At 43.3% G+C, this 17,890-nt stretch carries 16 protein-coding genes and 1 tRNA gene; 6 read left to right on the forward strand and 11 right to left on the reverse strand.

From position 1 onward, the window contains the following. Window positions 1-191 precede the first annotated feature (191 nt). Both lipA and HOL16_04685 read left to right on the forward strand, forming a co-directional pair. Window positions 192-1,145 (forward strand): lipoyl synthase, encoded by a 954-nt coding sequence (gene lipA, locus HOL16_04680; GenBank protein ID MBT5389988.1) that lies wholly within the window; start codon window positions 192-194, stop codon window positions 1,143-1,145. Continuing rightward, a complete protein-coding gene (locus HOL16_04685) occupies window positions 1,146-1,595 on the forward strand; it encodes a type II toxin-antitoxin system RatA family toxin (protein MBT5389989.1) in 450 nt (149 codons plus the stop codon). It begins immediately after the preceding gene. Here the strand turns inward: HOL16_04685 and HOL16_04690 are convergent. Continuing rightward, the gene (locus tag HOL16_04690; protein MBT5389990.1) at window positions 1,586-2,440 is read right to left on the reverse strand and encodes a helix-turn-helix transcriptional regulator; all 855 of its coding nucleotides are present in this window, start codon (window positions 2,438-2,440) and stop codon (window positions 1,586-1,588) included. The genes HOL16_04685 and HOL16_04690 overlap by 10 nt on opposite strands. A 121-nt stretch (window positions 2,441-2,561) precedes the next feature. Between HOL16_04690 and HOL16_04695 the strand changes: the two genes are divergently transcribed. The 4 genes from HOL16_04695 to HOL16_04710 all read left to right on the forward strand — a co-directional run bounded on the left by HOL16_04695 (window position 2,562) and on the right by HOL16_04710 (window position 5,377). After that, on the forward strand, window positions 2,562-2,954 hold the full coding sequence (locus HOL16_04695) for a DUF1937 family protein (GenBank protein MBT5389991.1): 393 nt from the start codon (window positions 2,562-2,564) through the stop codon (window positions 2,952-2,954). Window positions 2,955-3,026: 72 nt separating this feature from the next. Then, window positions 3,027-3,626: a biotin transporter BioY gene (locus tag HOL16_04700; GenBank protein ID MBT5389992.1), complete on the forward strand. Its 600-nt coding sequence runs from the start codon at window positions 3,027-3,029 to the stop codon at window positions 3,624-3,626. Between the two features lie 122 nt (window positions 3,627-3,748). Continuing rightward, on the forward strand, window positions 3,749-5,203 hold the full coding sequence (locus tag HOL16_04705; GenBank protein MBT5389993.1) for a DEAD/DEAH box helicase: 1,455 nt from the start codon (window positions 3,749-3,751) through the stop codon (window positions 5,201-5,203). Between the two features lie 98 nt (window positions 5,204-5,301). Next, window positions 5,302-5,377 (forward strand) — tRNA-Glu (locus HOL16_04710). A gap of 897 nt (window positions 5,378-6,274) precedes the next feature. Here HOL16_04710 and HOL16_04715 read toward each other — a convergent pair. The 10 genes from HOL16_04715 to HOL16_04760 form a co-directional block, all read right to left on the reverse strand. Continuing rightward, window positions 6,275-6,952 (reverse strand): hypothetical protein, encoded by a 678-nt coding sequence (locus HOL16_04715; GenBank protein ID MBT5389994.1) that lies wholly within the window; start codon window positions 6,950-6,952, stop codon window positions 6,275-6,277. Between the two features lie 191 nt (window positions 6,953-7,143). Beyond that, window positions 7,144-8,667, reverse strand: coding sequence for a cell division protein FtsZ (gene ftsZ / locus HOL16_04720; GenBank protein MBT5389995.1), 1,524 nt, complete (start codon window positions 8,665-8,667; stop codon window positions 7,144-7,146). A 63-nt stretch (window positions 8,668-8,730) separates the two neighbouring features. Beyond that, window positions 8,731-9,969: a cell division protein FtsA gene (gene ftsA, locus HOL16_04725; GenBank protein MBT5389996.1), complete on the reverse strand. Its 1,239-nt coding sequence runs from the start codon at window positions 9,967-9,969 to the stop codon at window positions 8,731-8,733. 17 nt (window positions 9,970-9,986) lie between these two features. After that, window positions 9,987-10,844 (reverse strand): FtsQ-type POTRA domain-containing protein, encoded by an 858-nt coding sequence (locus HOL16_04730; GenBank protein ID MBT5389997.1) that lies wholly within the window; start codon window positions 10,842-10,844, stop codon window positions 9,987-9,989. Next, entirely contained in the window at window positions 10,841-11,767 is a 927-nt protein-coding gene (gene murB / locus HOL16_04735; protein ID MBT5389998.1) for a UDP-N-acetylmuramate dehydrogenase, read from the reverse strand. The genes HOL16_04730 and murB overlap by 4 nt, the downstream gene beginning before the upstream one ends. A 1-nt stretch (window position 11,768) precedes the next feature. Continuing rightward, a complete protein-coding gene (locus HOL16_04740) occupies window positions 11,769-13,202 on the reverse strand; it encodes a UDP-N-acetylmuramate--L-alanine ligase (protein MBT5389999.1) in 1,434 nt (477 codons plus the stop codon). Window positions 13,203-13,221: 19 nt separating this feature from the next. Next, complete coding sequence (gene murG, locus HOL16_04745) at window positions 13,222-14,346, reverse strand: undecaprenyldiphospho-muramoylpentapeptide beta-N-acetylglucosaminyltransferase (GenBank protein ID MBT5390000.1); 1,125 nt, start codon at window positions 14,344-14,346, stop codon at window positions 13,222-13,224. Beyond that, the gene (gene ftsW / locus HOL16_04750; protein ID MBT5390001.1) at window positions 14,343-15,488 is read right to left on the reverse strand and encodes a putative lipid II flippase FtsW; all 1,146 of its coding nucleotides are present in this window, start codon (window positions 15,486-15,488) and stop codon (window positions 14,343-14,345) included. The genes murG and ftsW overlap by 4 nt, the downstream gene beginning before the upstream one ends. Continuing rightward, window positions 15,445-16,782: a UDP-N-acetylmuramoyl-L-alanine--D-glutamate ligase gene (gene murD, locus HOL16_04755; protein MBT5390002.1), complete on the reverse strand. Its 1,338-nt coding sequence runs from the start codon at window positions 16,780-16,782 to the stop codon at window positions 15,445-15,447. The genes ftsW and murD overlap by 44 nt, the downstream gene beginning before the upstream one ends. Before the next feature lie 15 nt (window positions 16,783-16,797). Then, window positions 16,798-17,889, reverse strand: a complete 1,092-nt coding sequence (locus HOL16_04760; protein MBT5390003.1) for a phospho-N-acetylmuramoyl-pentapeptide-transferase — start codon at window positions 17,887-17,889, stop codon at window positions 16,798-16,800. Window position 17,890 lies beyond the last annotated feature (1 nt).

Below are 17,890 nucleotides of genomic sequence, written 5' to 3' on the forward strand. Positions count from 1 at the left end.
AAATAAAAGAAACCTGACGTTCATTGGATACATTCTTATACTCCCGTGCATGCTGTGCAATTCTTATAATTCTTTATCCTACATCTTACTATTTATGCAGAGAAACGCAAGGGAGATTTGGTTTTGAAATCTACGATAGGAAATTAAAATCATTGTGAACAAAATCATAGAAACAATGAAGGTTATCCTATATGATCGCGGCGAAGCCCAAGGAGGAGAGAATTGTGACCCATACGAAAGCTGTGGACACGCAGAGGACCATACAAAGAAAGCCAGATTGGATCCGTGTGAAAGCGCCCGTATCTGAGGAATATCACAATACTCGTAAGTTAATGCGTCAGCTAAACTTAAACACAGTTTGTGAAGAAGCGGCTTGTCCTAACATTGGGGAGTGTTGGGCAAAGAAGCATGCGACGGTGATGATCTTGGGGAGTGTGTGTACGAGGGCTTGCGCCTTTTGTAATGTGAAAACAGGCCGACCCGATCTCTTAGATCCTCACGAACCTGAGAATGTGGCCATAGCAGTGGGCAAAATGGGGCTCTCTCATGTGGTCATTACGTCGGTGGATAGAGATGACTTAGATGACGGTGGCGCGGACCATTTTGGGCAAGTTATTGAGAAAATAAGAGAACACGCTCCCAGGACGACCATTGAAGTCTTGACCCCTGACTTTTTAAGAAAAGCAGGTGCCATAGGGCGTGTAGTGAAAGCACGTCCAGATGTGTACAATCATAATTTGGAAACTGTACCAAGGCTTTATGCCACTGTGCGTCCTGGTGCTCGTTATTTCCATTCGCTGAAGCTTTTAAGTCAGGTAAAAGAATTGGACCCAAGAATGTTTACCAAGTCAGGACTCATGGTTGGGCTTGGAGAATCGAAATCAGAGATCTATCAAGTTATGGATGATCTTCGTGCTGCAGAGGTAGATTTCTTGACCATTGGTCAGTATTTACAACCTACTCCTAAGCATCATCCAGTTGAAAGGTTTGTCCCTCCAGCTGAGTTTGAGGAGTACGCAAAAATGGCTCGTGGAAAAGGATTTTTAATGGTATCTGCTTCGCCATTAACCCGTTCTTCTTATCATGCTGGAGATGACTTTGAGCAGTTAAAAGCGAATCGTTTGGCCCAAGAAGAGGTTTCGTGAGTGCCCACCCATCGTGAGAAATACTTCCTTCCCTATACGGTCGAGCAGATCTATGATCTTGTGGTTGATATAGACCGTTATCCTGAATTTTTGCCATGGTGTCTGGAAGCCCATGTTCGGGAAAAATCGCGAAAAAAGATCATAGCTGATCTTGCCGTGGGCTATTCAATTTTCAAGGAGAGATTTACATCTCGTGTTCTGTTATCTCCACCAAATCGAATTGATGTGGTCTATGAAGAAGGGCCGTTTGAACATTTGGATAACCACTGGATTTTTACGCCAATCAACAAAAAGCATGGGAACAAAACCCTATTGTGTGAAATAGATTTCTATGTAGACTTCGCTTTCAAATCCCCTACATTCGAAAAGTTGATGCAAGGTTTTTTCGTACAAGCTGTTCATCATATGGTTCAGGCTTTTGAGGAAAGGGCCAAAACTCTTTACGGATAGCTATTCATAGCCATGTTGGGTGAGAATGTAGGTCGATCAGACTCCTGAAAAAAATACTCGATCACTTCTGACTTCGTTTTGCATTTGAATTTTTTCTTTACATTTACGATATACTGTTCAACGGTCCTCGGTGATAGCCCCATATCACAGGCTGTCTCTTTCATGGTTTTCCCTTTGGAAATATGAGAGATGCATTCATGTTCTCTACAGGAAAGTTGTGCCCCAACACCTGGGGTGTGAGCCTCAATGTCCCTGAAGAAAGAGAGCCTGTTTTCGGAGTTGTGCTTTGGGATGCAGAGATTTCCGAAATCAAGCATTTTAGCCGGCACTGTTATCACTTCGTTTGGTGGATTGATGATAAAATCACTCGCTTTTTCTTTGAAATAAAAGGAGTACTGGGTAAGGAGGGCTTGATGATTGACGAAAAAGTCAATTATTTGATGTGAATCACGTGTGCTGGAAAAATAAAATGCCTCGGCATAATTTTTATACCTTTTATAGATGCTGAGACCATTCCATATATTTGATTCATATAGAGAAGAAGTGAGCTGAGATTGAGGAAGCGTTTCCCACAAAACGAAATTGGAATCATCTACCGGAATTTTTTCCAGCATATTTCGATAGTGAGATTCGTTATCATAAAACTTTTTCTGAAGATAAAACTTCAGCCAGTCCGTATTTGTACACAGCTGTAAATGAGTGCCGTCTTCAAAAAATCTGATGTAAGAAAAAACAGTTATTCCGAAATTCTTGAAGAGAGGCTCGCAAAGTTCAACGAGCTGCGCGTTTATTTCGCAATTATACTTCCACGTCGACTTATTCATCGCATTGGCAGAAACTGTCATACTTTACCCCTTAGTTAGTATTTGACTTTCTTTTAAAAACATTGTCAACATTTTTTGTAAATTGGGCATTCCAGGTTTTGTACATTGTTTTGTTTCAATGAGTTAAAAGAGGAAAGTGGTTATGAAAAAAGACTTTTATTATTTATCTCATCCCTATAATGGGACCGATTCGGAAAAAGAAAGTAGAGTTTCGGCTGCAAAAAGCGCCTGTATCCATATGCTAGAGAATAATATTCATGTTTTTAGTCCGATTCTTCACAACCATACAATCATTGCTTCTTTTGGGACGTTGAGTTTGGAAGATCGGCGGCGCATGTTTTTGTCATTTGATTTTTCCCTACTGTCGGCCTCTGCCGCAATGATCTTATTAAAACTTGATGGTTGGAAGAACTCTTATGGAGTTCAAAAGGAAGTTGAGTTTTGTGAAGAACAGCAAATTCCAATCTTTGAATATTCTTTGGAAGAATTGTTGAAGGTAAAAAGCTTTTCAGATGAGGTGAGGTCCGTAGGGTAGGGGGTTGCTATAGGGGTTGTTTCTTGTTAAAAGGCGACCAAGAGTTCAGTGCAAACAAAGGGAGATAACTCCATGTTGGTAACTCCACAACGTTTTAACCCACCCATTTCGTCGGTATTTCCGCAGCTTGGCAATTTGTCTATTTTGCAGCAATTCGCGCTAGCGATTGTTGGGACATTGTTTCTGACAATTTCTGCAAAGGTACAAGTTCCCATTTGGCCAGTCAAAGTCAGCATGCAGACTTCGGCGCTGGTCCTCATTGGGATTCTATATGGTCCTAGATTAGGGATCGCAACTGTTTTTCTCTATATGTTGGAGGGAATTAGTGGGTTCCCCGTTTTCCAAGGGACACCTGATCGCGGGTTAGGGATATCTTACATGATGGGCCCTACTGGCGGCTACCTTTTGGGCTTTTTCGCTTTAACGTATTTCATGGGAGTGTTTTTTGAAAAAGGATACGGTTCTAAACTTACGAAGGCGCTTCCCGCGGTCTTTGTAGCTTTTTGCTCGTTATACGTACCAGGGGTAGCTTGGTTGAGCTATCTCATAGGCGTTGAGAAAGGCTTACACTTAGGACTGTATGTTTTCCTCCCTTCGGCTTTTCTCCAAATGGGATTGTGTGCAACGCTGTGGTTAATGTTTTCTAGAAAGTGTTGTAAAGTTGAAAACTAGAGGATGTTCTGAACTTTTTTTGCATGTTTCTAACAAATATTTGTTGACATTATAGTGTAGGGGCTCCTTTAGTGTATTTCGCAACTTGTATTTCTACTGCAGTAGGGCTTTGTTAGTTACCGATGCAATTTTCAGATCTTGGGTTAGATGAAAAAACGTTAAAGGCTGTTGATGAGGCCGGGTTTAAGTCACCAACACCCATTCAATCAAAAACGATTCCCATATTTCTAGATGGGAAAGATGTTCTTGCTTCAGCGCAAACTGGAACGGGAAAATCGGCTTCTTTTTTGCTCCCGCTTATGTGTTTGCTTTCCCAAGGTCGTGCTAGGGCACGGATGCCGCGCGCGTTGATACTAGAGCCAACCCGAGAATTAGCGGCGCAATTGGATTCAGAATTTAAAAAGTTAGGAAAGCACCACAAACTGAATAGTGTTCTTATCGTTGGCGGAGAGTCAATGGAGGAACAAGAAAGATTGTTGGCAAAGGGCGCCGATGTCCTTATTGTGACGCCCGGACGTTTATTAGATCTTTTTTCCAGAGGGAGGATCCTTCTGACGGCTGTGAAGTATCTGGTTATTGATGAAGCAGATAGGATGTTAGATATGGGATTTATTCCCGATCTAAAGGAGATTGTCAGAAAGTTACCTGCCAAAAGACAGACGCTTCTATTCTCAGCGACGATGCCATCTGAAATTCGGAAACTTGCTCATGGCTTTTTGGTAAATCCAGAAGAAGTCGCGATTGAATCCAAGACGACAACAGCTGAAACCATTGACCAATATTTGGTTAAACTGGATTTTCTCTCGAAAAAGGCTACCGAACAGCAAGTAGGTGTCGTTAAAAGGGCTGCTTTGAGATACCTTTTAGAGAAACAGCATATTGAACAAGCTATTATTTTTTGTAATCGAAAAAGAGACGTTGATAGTCTTAACCTTTCTTTAAAAAGACATGGTTATGACAGTGAAGCTCTTCATGGGGATTTCCCTCAATCTAAGAGGCGAGAAATACTAGATTCGGTTAAATCTGGTGATGTTCACATACTGGTTGCAAGTGACGTAGCTGCACGAGGTCTCCATATAGACGAAATTAGCCATGTTTTTAGTTTTGATGTCCCAACAAACCCTGAAGAGTACGTTCATCGTATTGGTCGCACAGGTCGAGCAGGGAAGTCTGGTGAATCTTATCTTTTTGAGACGCCAAAGGACCATAAATTAATGCAGGCTGTTATTACTGCCATCGGTCATCCGATAGACGCTGTGGATCTCTCTGGTTTTTCGGCACCTGACTACTTAGCACCAGCTAGTAAGAAAAAGATGCCTGCTAAAGGACAAGGAGCTAAGGTAACTGAAAGCCAAAAGCCGTCTGTAGATGACCTGCCTCGTAAGGATGAGAGTCAGCCAAGAAAAGAAGCCTTAGAAGACAGACGAGAGAGGCGACACAACTGGAATAGGATTGAAACCGAAACTTTGCCAGAAGTTGGTTTTGGCGAGACAATCCCTGCCTTTATGAAAGTTATTCCAGCAAGTACAGGGCCTGATGCTAAAAAATCTCCTGAGAAATCAAAAAAGAAAAAGTAAAAAAGAATATTTAAGGGGCAATTTCTGCTTTTTTAGTGCTCTAGCGTGTGAAAAATACTTGCTTTTTTTATTGTGGCGGGTTAAATCCTTTAACCGAAGTCCCCATCGTCTAGCGGTCTAGGACATTGCCCTTTCAAGGCGAAAACACGGGTTCGAGTCCCGTTGGGGACGCCATCCGTCTTCGCTTCGCTACGACGTGATAATCCGTTAGGGTTAGAGAAGCTAGACGGGCTGATCAATACATTTTCGCTACATCCGTCTTCGTTTCTCTACGAAGTGATATATCGCTACGATGGGCTACGCCTTTCCACAAGCAGCACTACGTAAAAATCTGCTGCCCTGTATCATTCCTTGCATTAGCAATCATTGGCTAAGCCTTAGGCTGCCATATGATTCCTTAGGATCTGGATTCCAGGCACTCTACTACTCACCGGATTAAGACGCCGGGTCGCCTAGAGTGCCTAAAGGTTCTGACATGACACCATTGTGCTCGAGGCTCATCTCTCTTTCCAGTCATCTGTTACTAGCCAAACAAATATTCTGATTTTTCAAGCCATTAAAACCTATTTCGTGTAATAAAAACGAACATCTAATAAATAGAACGTAAAGGGATAGTTTTATTAATATTACACTACTTAAGGTTATTTGGTCACCGCATATAAAGGCTGGATGTGGAAAACTCTGTTGAAAAAATGAAATTCCTAATATTTATAGCTTTTTATTTGGGCCAACTTATCCACAGACATCAAAAAAGTGTTTTATATCAAAACGTTACCCTCTTCTTCTTTAGGTAAAAATTTTATTTAATTTTTTTAAAATTTGCTATTGATTTTTTTTTTGAGCATGCTAGATTATAAATAACAATAACAAAAAAATTAGCACACATGACCACAGTGCATAACTCTTGGGGTGGACGTAATGTCCACCATTTTATTATCAGCAGCTTTTGTATTCGGAACCGAGAGGATCAACCAGAGTTGATTACTTCTTAAGTTGGTTTTGTTTCTTCGCATTCAGAACAAAAAAAATGCCCCCATAAAGGGAGCATTTTAGTTGATAATGTAGCCTTACCTATGCTGGCAGCTTTCTGTGCCATAGTATTGGGGCTGCGCTCTTTAAATTCACACTAAAAATGGTGTATTCGGGGAGCTTCGTGGTTGGATTTATGCAGCTCAGATTGAATGTACCATTCTTTCGGCCCTTGGTGACACGCCTAACGTAGGTGGCACCATCTTCTGTTTCAACAATACAGTTATTATTGAGAGCAGCTTCAGAAAGGTCGTTACCTGACTTTCTAATACCACCAACATAATCTCCAGGCGCATAGAAGGGGAGCATGGCATCGTCAGAAACAAGACGAATATCAGCATCTTTATTTGCCTTTTGAAAAGTGCGGACCTCTGTCATCACACCAACTTCTTTCTGCAGATGCTTTAGGTCGTTATTTACAATGCTATCCACGGAGGAATCAATAACTGACTCTATTTCCTCAATGGGGCGCGGCGAGATACCTTTTCCAGACAGAAGCCACTCTACTGTACAAAAAACTTTCGCTTCCTTAAGCATTGTGACAATTCGTTTCGCGATCTTATCTTTGATTGGGTTCCTTCCAAGTTCCCAAGCATAGTAAGTATGCTTACTTATTCCAAATGTGTCGGGTATATCATTCAACGTTATCCCCGATAATCGTCGAGCAAGACGAAGTCGGTCCGCCCTTTGCTCAAATTCTAGTTCTGTTACATTAGTCATTTGCCCATTCTCCTATATTACAGCAAATTGGATACATAAAACTTGCTCTTTACTATACCAAAATTCCGTATCCATAGAATACAAATAAATAATACTTGAGCGTATTTCAAGTCAAATTCGTATAAAAATGAAATAAAATACACTTTTTATCTATTATTATGGCGGGGTTCGGCTTAACCCTTTGTTATATATTAATTATTTTTGCGCCTCAAAAAGGCTGGAATTTCCAGAGATTCTGTATCAATTTCATCCAAAGGAGAGTCGATTTGGTTAATCTTCGATGAGGAAGCCTGATTTTTGTTTCCGGAACTTTGGTCATGCCCTTTTTGTACGTGCGAAGAAGCTTCTGATTTGCGTGCCATGCCGGCTAATCTAGCAAAAAAGCCAGGGCGGCGAGTTTCTTTCTTCGCTGGAGCCTCTTCAGTTAGTTCTGCAAAAGCAGGAGGCGTTTCCTCTTCCTGGGGGAACAGGACAGTTTGTTCATTATTTCCCTCAATAACGCCCTTTTGAGCTTGGGATTCTTCGTCATTCTCTAGTATATGATCAAGATCTAGAGGATCTATTTCATCAGGAGAGGACAAGTCTGCTAAATCTTCGTTGCCTCCTTCTGTTTTATTTGCGGCTATTGAGCCCTCGAAAAGAGAAATAGTATCTGGAACTGAAGTTTGGGTTTGGTTTGATACAAAACCTTGATTTTGTGGGAGCGTAAAGCTCTCAGGAGATTCAATTCCAGTTGCAACAACGGATACACGTATTTTTCCACTTAATTTTTCATCGAAAGTGGATCCAAAAATAATCTGTGCATTAGAGTCAACTTCATCCCTAACTCTATTTGCGGCTTCATCGACCTCAAAAAGGGTCATGTCATGGCCACCTGTTATGTTAATCAGAACGCCTCTTGCGCCCTTCATGGAAACATCGTCCAGAAGTGGATTAGAAATGGCCGCTTCTGCGGATTCAATGGCTCGGTTGTCGCCTTCGGCCTCTCCCGTTCCCATCATGGCTTTCCCCATTTCACTCATGACAGATCTTACGTCTGCAAAATCCAGATTAATTAACCCAGGCATAATCATGAGGTCTGTGACCCCTCTGACACCAGAGTATAAAACATCGTCGGCCATTTTAAAGGCATCAGCAAAGGTCGTCTTTTCATTTGCAACGCGGAAGAGGTTTTGGTTGGGAATGATGATGAGTGTATCAACATGTTTCTGGAGTTCGTCGATCCCTTTCTCAGCTAAGCGCATGCGCTGGGCCCCTTCGAAGTGAAATGGCTTGGTTACAACGCCTACTGTAAGGATTCCTTTTTCACGGGCTGCTTGGGCAATTACTGGCGCGGCACCTGTTCCAGTTCCACCACCCATTCCAGCCGTAATGAAGAGCATATGAGCACCGCTAATGTGCTCTTTGACCGTTTCGAGAGCTTCTTCTGCCGAAGCGCGCCCAACGTCTGGCCGAGAACCTGCTCCAAGTCCCTGTGTAATTTCAAAACCCAACTGAATTTTCTTTTCGGCTAGGGACTCACCTAAAGCCTGTGCATCCGTATTGCAGGCTGAAAATTCTGCGCCTTCTAGTTTAAGGCGAATCATGTTATTTACAGCATTGCCTCCTGCACCACCGACGCCGATCACTGAGATACGCGGTTTCAGATCTTTTAGATTTTCAACATTTGATGAAGTCGTTAAATCAAGGGGCTCAGTGGTGGTAGAGGTAGTCATTCTATGTTCTCCATGTTTATCAAAAGACCTGAGGGTCAACCTACACTATTTCGTACTATTGTCCTAAAAATATTTTTGTATCCATGCTTGTAATCGTTCCACTACTCCCATGGACATTTTTCCTTCCGATAAGTAATAAGATCGAGATTGCAAAGCGAAGCTCAAAAGTCCGGCACTTGTTGCGAAAGAGGGCCCCGAGGCTGTTTCGCTTAATCCTTGTATATGCAGAGGTTTTCCCAGTCTTACCTGACGATCTAAGATAAGACTTGCGAGCTCTTTGATGCCAGCAATTTGACTGCCTCCTCCTGTGATCACCACGCGTCGGCTTGCTGCCTTTGCTAATTTATTTTGATCCAAATGATTTTTGACAATCTCAAGTATTTCTTCAAGTCTTGGGCGAATAATTTTGTTAAGGGTCGCTTTAGATATTTGAGTTGCTTGAGTTGGGTGGTCCTCCCCTATTTGGGGGACTACGATGGTTTCTTTTTCATCCTTTGGTGTGGAAATGGCACTTCCATAGAGTGTTTTAAGCCGCTCTGCTTGTATTACAGGGGTTGAAAGACCTTGAGCAATGTCATTGGTGATATGGATTCCTCCAATGGGGATGTTATCAATGTAGACACAGTGGCCTCCCATAAACGAGGCAATATTTGTGCTCCCTCCTCCTAGATCTAAAACTGTTACGCCAAGATCTCTCTCATCTTCTACCAGGATTGCGAGACCCGAAGCATAGGCGGAGGACACAAAATCACACACGTCAAGATGACAGTGTTCTATACATGTGGATAAATTTCGAATGAGTCCTGTAGGAGAACTAATAACATGCAGACTGACACCCAATCGTTCTCCATACATGCCTCGAGGATCTCTTATGCCACGATTCCCGTCAATAGTGTATCCGATAGGAAAGGCGTGAATTATTTTCTTTTCTCTCGTGCTAGAAATGGCTTGTTGGCTTTGACTCAATACCTTTTGGATATCTGAATCGGAAATCTCGTGTGAAGTGATCGGTGTATCAACATCTATAATTTGTGATGCTACTTTTCCGGAAATACTCACAAAAACGTCGTGAATGGTTTCCTTCGCCATTTCCTCGGCATTCTGTACGGCATTTAGGGTCGCATTTACAGCGGCCTCCATATCAACAATGAAGCCATTTTTGAGCCCTTTTGATAACTGATTTCCAAGGCCAATGACTTTTAAAGTATTATCTTCTTCGACGCGTGCAATAGCGCAGCATATTTTCGTCGTTCCAATATCCAGTGCGGTAATTAAGTCATTCTTAGAAAAGGTTTTTTTCATGATTGTTTGTGTGCTTTCTAGGCTTCTTTCCCACGTGACTTTCCAATCCCAGGTTTTCTTGAGTTAGGGCGCGCTGGTATTTTATCTTTCATCTGTAAGACTACATGAGGCAGAAAACGTAAATCAACAACAGAAATGTCTCTTGTCCCTAATTTTTGATTTTCTTCCATAGCAACAAGAGATTGAAGGGCATCGGCAAAATTTTCTTCTGGGAGTTTAACCAACACTTCGTTTGAAAGATGAAGATTCCACCTGCGTTTATCCACATAAACGGCAGCCTTTAGCTTTTTTTTCATAAAGGGGACTTTCAAAACAACTTCTAAAAATTTTGGAGCTTTTTCAGCTGATCCTTCTCCAATAATAATGGGGAGATGCCGGAAAGGCGAAACCGGTATCGTATCCATTGTGAGCCCGCGATCATCGAGGAGAGAAAGTTTTTTCTTACTCTGCCAGAGTGCAAGAGGCTTTCGCTCAGAAAGTCGAATATAGAGTGTATCTGGCAGGCGTCGCTGCACCATGGCAGAGCGCACCCAAGGGAGGCGCTCCAAGTTATCCTTTATCTCACTGGGGTCGCACAAAAGGATGGAATCGCCTTTTTTTCTGTTGAGAGCAGTATATATTTGCTCCTTTTCTGTTTTGTTGCGACCTTCAATGAGTATGCCTTCGATTATGAATCCAGCCTTTTCTGACAAATTGACAATACTGTTGTGTACGAGAGTCATCCCTTTGTCCAAAACATTTTGAGACTTTAACCAAATAAGTCCGAGGGTAATAAGCAACAAGACAAACGGGACTCGTCCTTTCCGAAGAGAGACTTTCCAGAGAGGGGCTTTTTTTCTGCGGGTTTTATTTCTTGGTTGAGTTGCTTTCTTCATTTTTTCTCTTGCCCAAGGAGTTGTATTTCCATTCTGAGATTAATTCCAGAGTTTTTCAAGACGCGTTGATGAACTTCATGAACAAGTTTTTCCAGGTCGCTGGCTGTGGCAGCACCCGTATTTATAAGGAAGTTGCAGTGTTGTTCAGATATAAGGGCGCCACCTATCTTCAACCCACGGCATCCTGCTTGATCTATAAGTTCCCATGCTCTTAGCCCTCCCGACTCAGAGGGATCCGGATTGGTAAAGGTACATCCTCCCGTTCTCGCACGTGTAGGTTGACTGGTTTCTCGGGTGCTCATGATTTCTTGTATTTTAGCTTTGATAACTTCTGCTTTTTCCGGGATTCCTTGAAGATGAGCATCTAGAAAAATCCATTTGTCTGGAATGCCACAGAATCTATGGGAGAAGTTCATCTCATTTACGGGAATGCTATGGATGGTACCATTAGGGTCCACGGCAGTGGCAGAAACGAGGATGTCTTTCATTTCTCGACCATAGGCACCTGCATTCATACGGAGGGCGCCTCCAATTGTGCCAGGTATTCCTGAAAGAAATTCGAGTCCTCCCAATTCTTGCTCCATGGCATACTGTGAAACAGAGCGATCGAGACAGCCTGCACCAACCAAAAGCGTATTCCCCTCCTCACGTCGGCACTGGATAAATCCTCTTCCCAGACGAATAACGACCCCTGGAATACCTGCCTCACGGACAAGTACATTTGAACCAACCCCGAAAATGGTAATGGGAACGTCTTGGGGCTTTCTTTGCAGAAAGGCAATCAAATCGTCCTTATCTTTTGGTTTAAACAGGACTTCTGCAGGTCCTCCTACCCGAAGCCAAGTGATGGTTGCCATGGAGGTGTTTTCTGTATAACGACCTTGAACGGGAGGCAGTTGGTTTAGTAAAGAAGTTTTGGACATTTTAGATCGCTGTAGAAAGGGGCTTGTCGGACGCAGAATTTTTCAATTCCTCAGAGATTGCATATGCCCATTGAGTAATGTTTCCAGCTCCCATGAAAATTAGGTAGTCATCTGGGGCAAGTCTACTTTCTAAGAGCGGAATAATTTCCTCGGGAGAATCAATGGTATGGATGCAGTCCTTAGGAACTTCTGAGATGGATTGGGCGAGAGTTTCATGATTGATATTTGGGATTGGAGTCTCTCCAGCGGCAAAAACGGGCGCGACGATGACTTCGTCAGCTCCTTTTAAGCAGGTTGAAAATTCTTTAAAAAGATCTTCTAAACGGCTGTACCTATGGGGTTGAAGCACAGCGATAACGCGACCTTTGCAAACTTCTTTTGCAGTATTCATCACGGCAACAATCTCTGTGGGGTGGTGGGCATAGTCATCAAAAACATGGACCCCATTTATGTGCCCAACTTTCGTAAATCGTCGTTTGACGCCGGAAAAAGTCTCAAGACCTTTTCTAACAAGTTTTTCAGGGAGGTTCATCTTTTCGGCAATAGCGATGGCTGCTAACGCATTCTGGATATTATGCTTACCGAGCATAGACAGTCGTACGTCTTTTAGGACCTTTTCCTCTTGATCGGGCAGAGAGATGTGAGCATCAAAGATGGAGAGGGTTTGATCTACAGTCCTAATATTAGTTCCTCGAATCTGGGCTGGGTTTTCCAGGCCATAGGTGACTAAGGATCGATTTTCAATGGTTGGAATGAGTTCTTTCACAACATCATTGTCTGTGCACATTGCGGCAAAACCATAAAAAGGAATGTTTTGGACAAAGGTGCAGAAAGATTTTTTGAGAACGTCAAAGGAACCATAATATTCCATGTGTTCAGGATCGATGTTTGTGACAACACCTATGGTCGCAGGAATTTTTAGGAAGCTTCCATCGGATTCGTCAGACTCAACAACCATCCAGTCGCCTTGTCCAAGATATGCATTGGTGCCATGGGAATTGATGATTCCACCGTTGACGACGGTAGGATCTAGATCTGCTGCCGATAAGACGGCTGAGACGAGGGAAGTAGTGGTTGTTTTGCCGTGACTTCCCGCAATGGCGATTGTCCATTTGAGGCGTGTAAGCTGTCCTAACATCTCAGATCGATGTACAATAGGGATCCCACGCTTTTTTGCAGCAACGATTTCAGGGTTGTCATCTTTAATAGCTGAGGAAACAACAAGGACGCTTGCAGAGTCAATATTTTGGGCTTTTTGTCCCAAAAATATTGGGATCCCAAGGTCTTTAAGTCGTTTTACATTAGCACTTTCAGATGCATCACTTCCTTGAACCAATTGGCCCAGGTTGTGAAGAATTTCTGCAATGCCACTCATTCCAATTCCCCCAATTCCTACAAAATGAAGGCGTCCAATGGAAAGGGGGGAAAGCGCAATACTTTTCATAATAATACTTTCAATAGGTGATATTCCTCTTCTTATCCAATGGTTTTGCAAGTGAGTCAACCACTTTTGCAAGCCTTTCAGCTGCCTTTGTATGCTGCTGAGAATCTAAGCTTGAAGACATTTCATTTAAGGTTGCTGGATTGGATAACAGGAAGGACAATTTTTCTGCTAGCGCCTTGGGAGAAAGAGATTTTTCTGGAAAGACGTATCCACCTCCAACAGTTTCAATATGGCGTGCATTTTTGGTTTGGTGATCATCTGTTGCATGGGGTAGGGGAACAAGAATACTTGGACGTGAAGTGACAATAAGCTCCGTTACACTAGAGGCGCCCGCTCTGCATATGACAAGATGGGCTTTGCCTAGTTTCTGAGTCATGTCACGAAAAAAGGGGGAGATTTCGTGTGAAATTCCAAGCTTCTCTATATCTGTGCACGTTGTTTCTAATAACTCTTCTCGGCATTGTTGGACAAGATGAATACGAGATCGCAGAGAGGCGTCCATAAGAGAAAGTGACTTGGGAATGAGTTGGCTAAAAACACGTGCTCCTTGACTCCCACCAAGAACGAGTAGATTAAATGGCCCCTCTTTTTTAGGGGGAGAATAGCGAGTGTTGGAGAGCTTTTTAATTTCTGGGCGGACTGGGTTTCCAGTCACAACACATTTAGCTTTTGACTTTTTCCCAATTCGATCAGTGTGCTCAAAGGAAAGTGCAATACTTTTTACGTAGGGAGCAAAGAGACGATTTACCTGACCAAGTACAGAGTTTTGCTCATGGATAATTGTGGGGATTTTCATTAAAATAGCAGCTAAGAGGGGAGGTGTTGATGGGTATCCTCCAAGTCCGATAACACAAACTGGATTGAGTTTTTTGAGCGTTTGCCGGGCACGTCTTGCGGCCTTTAGAATGGGAAATACTTTAGCTAATTTTGCAGTGATGGATGTTTTGCCAGAGAGCTTATTGAGAATTGGAATGATTGTCACACAATCGGGGAGATCGCTGTATCGTTGGCCACGATGATCTGTCAGGAGAGCCACGTCATATCCGCGTTTCAAAAGCTCATGGGCAAGGGCTGTGGCTGGAAAAATATGTCCTCCAGTTCCACCTGACGCCAAAACCACGCAGGGCTTTTTCATTCCTCCCCTCCTTTTCCTCTTTTGGTCAGGGCTAAAAGCATTCCCATTCCGAGAGACAGAGCAAGAAGAGAGGATCCCCCATAGCTCAAAAAGGGAAGGGTCATGCCTTTCGTGGGAATCAGATGAAGAGAAGAAGCCATGTTGATCAAGGCCTGTAGGGCAAATTGTGTGGTAAGTCCAGCAACGGCCAAAATATGAAACAAGTTGTTTTGACCAAAAACCCGCGAGAGGCTTCTTAGAACAATAAAGGAAAAAATGCCCACGACAATCAGGCATAAAATAAGTCCAAATTCCTCTCCAGCAACGGCAAAAATAAAATCTGCATGTGCGTCTGGAAGATGTTTTTTTACAATCCCTTCTCCTGGGCCCATGCCAAAAAACCCTCCATTCATGAAGGCATCTAAGGACTGGCTAATTTGATACTGATCTCCAGCATTCGGATCCAAAAAGCGGTCAATGCGGCTTGATACGTGTGGAAGGAAGATGTAGGCCCCTAATAGGCCTGTGACACCCAAACCAGAGCCAGCGACAACCCAGATGAGAGGGAGACCTGCCAGGAAGAACTGTGTGAACCATATGGCAGAAATAACAAAGGTCATTCCAAGATCTGGTTGCAGGAGGATCAGTGCAGCAGTGATGGCATAGAGCCCTCCAGCGATGAGCGGAAAAGGTGTTTCTGGGTTTTTGTGCTTTTCGGAAAAAAGCCAAGCCATGACAATAGCGAGTGATGGTTTTATAAATTCTGATGGTTGGAGTGAGAATCCGCCGAGGCTGATCCATCTGCGGGCTCCTTTTATTTCCGTTCCAAAGAGTAGTGTTGCAACTAACAGAAATAGACAGACGCCAAATAGAATAATAGATATGCGGCGAATTTGCTGTGGAGACAACAGGGATACGGAAATGAGAAGGATAAAGCTTGGGACCATCATCGCAAATTGCCTTCGAACAAAATAATAGGAATCCAAATTAATTCGTTCGGCAATGAGAGGGGTTCCTGCAAAACTCAAGATACCTCCTATAGCCATAAGAAGGCACAGTGCAGTGAGGCTCCAACGGTCTACAGTCCACCACCAACGTCCAAGGATACTTGTATCTGTTCTAAGAAACATGAGAGGTCCTTTTCTCAATTTTAAGGAGCTCATGAACTTGACGTTTAAAGGCGTCTCCCCTTGCCTCAAAATCCTTGAATTGATCAAAGGCTGTACAGGCTGGTGACAACAGGATAGTCGGATTCTTAGTTCCAGAAGAAAGAGCCGTAGAATGGGCTTCTAACAATGCTTTGTCGAGGGTTTGCACTTTCGTGAAGGGGATTTTTCCCTCTAAATCCTTTGCAAAGCTATCGGTTGCTTCTCCAATTAAATAGGCGTGGAGGATGTTGGGAAAATAGGGAGAAAGTGTGTTTAAGGATTCTTCTTTTCCTCTGCCGCCGGCAATCCATAAAATGTTTTTGTAAGTGGCAAGAGCTTGTGATGCGGCGACAACACTTGTGGCTTTGCTATCATTCACATATCGAATCCCATCATGAACGCAAATGACTTCTTGCCGATGGGGGAGTCCTGGGAAACTCTGGAAAGCCTTTTCAACAATTTTTTGATCAATTCCAAGGGTCTTGGCAACATGATAGGCCGCTGCGGCATTTTGCTTGTTATGACTGCCTTGCAAGGCGGGATAAGATGAAAAATTCAATATTTGATCGGGAATAACATTTGCAATGACGTTGAGGGATTTTCTGGATTGAAGATCCTTCAGAATTGTGGCTGTTTCTGTATCATCAGATCCAATGATGGCCGTATTTTTTACATGATTGAATATCAATTTCTTTGCTGCCACATAGCCTTGTAAATTATGATGCCGATCTAGGTGGTCAGGTGTAATGTTTAACAGGAGGGCAATTTCTGGATGAAGGGAGGGCGTCAGCTCCAGCTGAAATGAAGAGCACTCAATGACATAGAATCCATCTTCTGGAATAGGCGCAAGATCCAACACGCAGATCCCTATATTACCCCCAATGCGGCAAGGAATTTTTGCTTCTTGAAGCATGTGGCCAATGAGGGATGTCGTGGTGGATTTGCCATTGGTACCCGTAATGCAAATAAGATGTGCCTTGGGATTCCCTCTAACAAATAATTCCATGTCTCCGATGATTGGGATTTGTAAGTCCTTAGCTTTTTGAGCCACAGGATGGGGCTTTGGAAATGTGTGTGGAATCCCGGGGCTGAGCACAAGAGCGTCTATCTTCTCTGTCTCCCATGAAAATTCCATCAAGTCTTTTAGGGGGATACCCCTGCTTGCGGCTTTCTCTCGGGTTTCCTGGTTATTGTCCCAAGCGATGACATTAATGCCCCGCTCTAGAAGCCAAAGAGCTGAGGCAATTCCTGAGCGTCCTAGGCCTAAAAGGACGACGCTCTTTGGGAGAGGGGGAATATTGAATGACACGTTATATGGCCCCCTTTAGCGCAGTTTTAAAGTGGCAAGACCAATCAGTGCTAAAACGACTGCAATGATCCAAAATCGGATAACGATGGTGGGTTCTGCCCAGCCTTTCTTTTCAAAGTGATGGTGGAGGGGCGCCATTAAGAAAATACGCTTGCCGCCGGACATCTTAAAATATGCCACTTGCAGGATAACTGAAACAGTTTCAACAACGAATAACCCTCCAATGATGGCAAGAACCAGTTCGTGTTTGGTAATGATGCTGATGGCGCCAAGGGATCCTCCTACGGAAAGAGAACCAGTATCTCCCATAAAGATCATGGCAGGGGGAGCATTGAACCAGAGGAAACCAAGCCCGGCTCCGATGAGGGCACCACAAAAGACGGCTAACTCCCCACTTTGGGGCACAAAGTTGATCTGAAGATAGTGGGCGAAAATATTGTTTCCAACCAAATAGGAAATCAGAGCAAAGCAAAGGGTTGCAATGATGATGGGGCCAATGGCCAAGCCATCCAGGCCGTCGGTCAAATTAACGGCATTGGAAGTGCCGATGAGCACTAGGATCGCAAACGGAATGAAAAGGACACCAAAGTTTATCAGGAGATTTTTCACAAAGGGAACGGCTAGATGGCTTTCCAGGGTTTCTGGCATTAGATAGCTGATCCAATAGGCGCCAATCCCTGCGATGATAAGTTGTAATAAGAGTTTGAGTTTTCCAGATAGACCCTTCGTGTTCCGGCGGGTTAATTTGAGATAGTCATCGATCCAACCGATACCACCAAATCCGGTGGTAATGAAAAGCGTTGCCCAAACGAAACCATTGGTCAGATTCGCCCATAAAAGCGTGCTGATAACGAGGGAGAAGAGGATTAAGCTTCCTCCCATGGTGGGCGTTCCTTGTTTCGTGAGAAGGTGACTTTCTGGGCCATCTTCACGGATAGGTTGCCCCTCTTTTTGAATACTTTTGAGCCAACGAATCAGGGAAGGGCCTACAAAAAATGAAATAGCCAGAGCCGTAAGAATCGCTCCTCCCATCCGAAAGGTAATGTATCGGAAGAGATTTAAAAACGTTACATCCTGAGCTAAATTACTGAAAATATGGTAAAACATT

The organism is Alphaproteobacteria bacterium (genome assembly GCA_018662925.1).
Classification (GTDB): domain Bacteria; phylum Pseudomonadota; class Alphaproteobacteria; order 16-39-46; family JABJFC01; genus JABJFC01.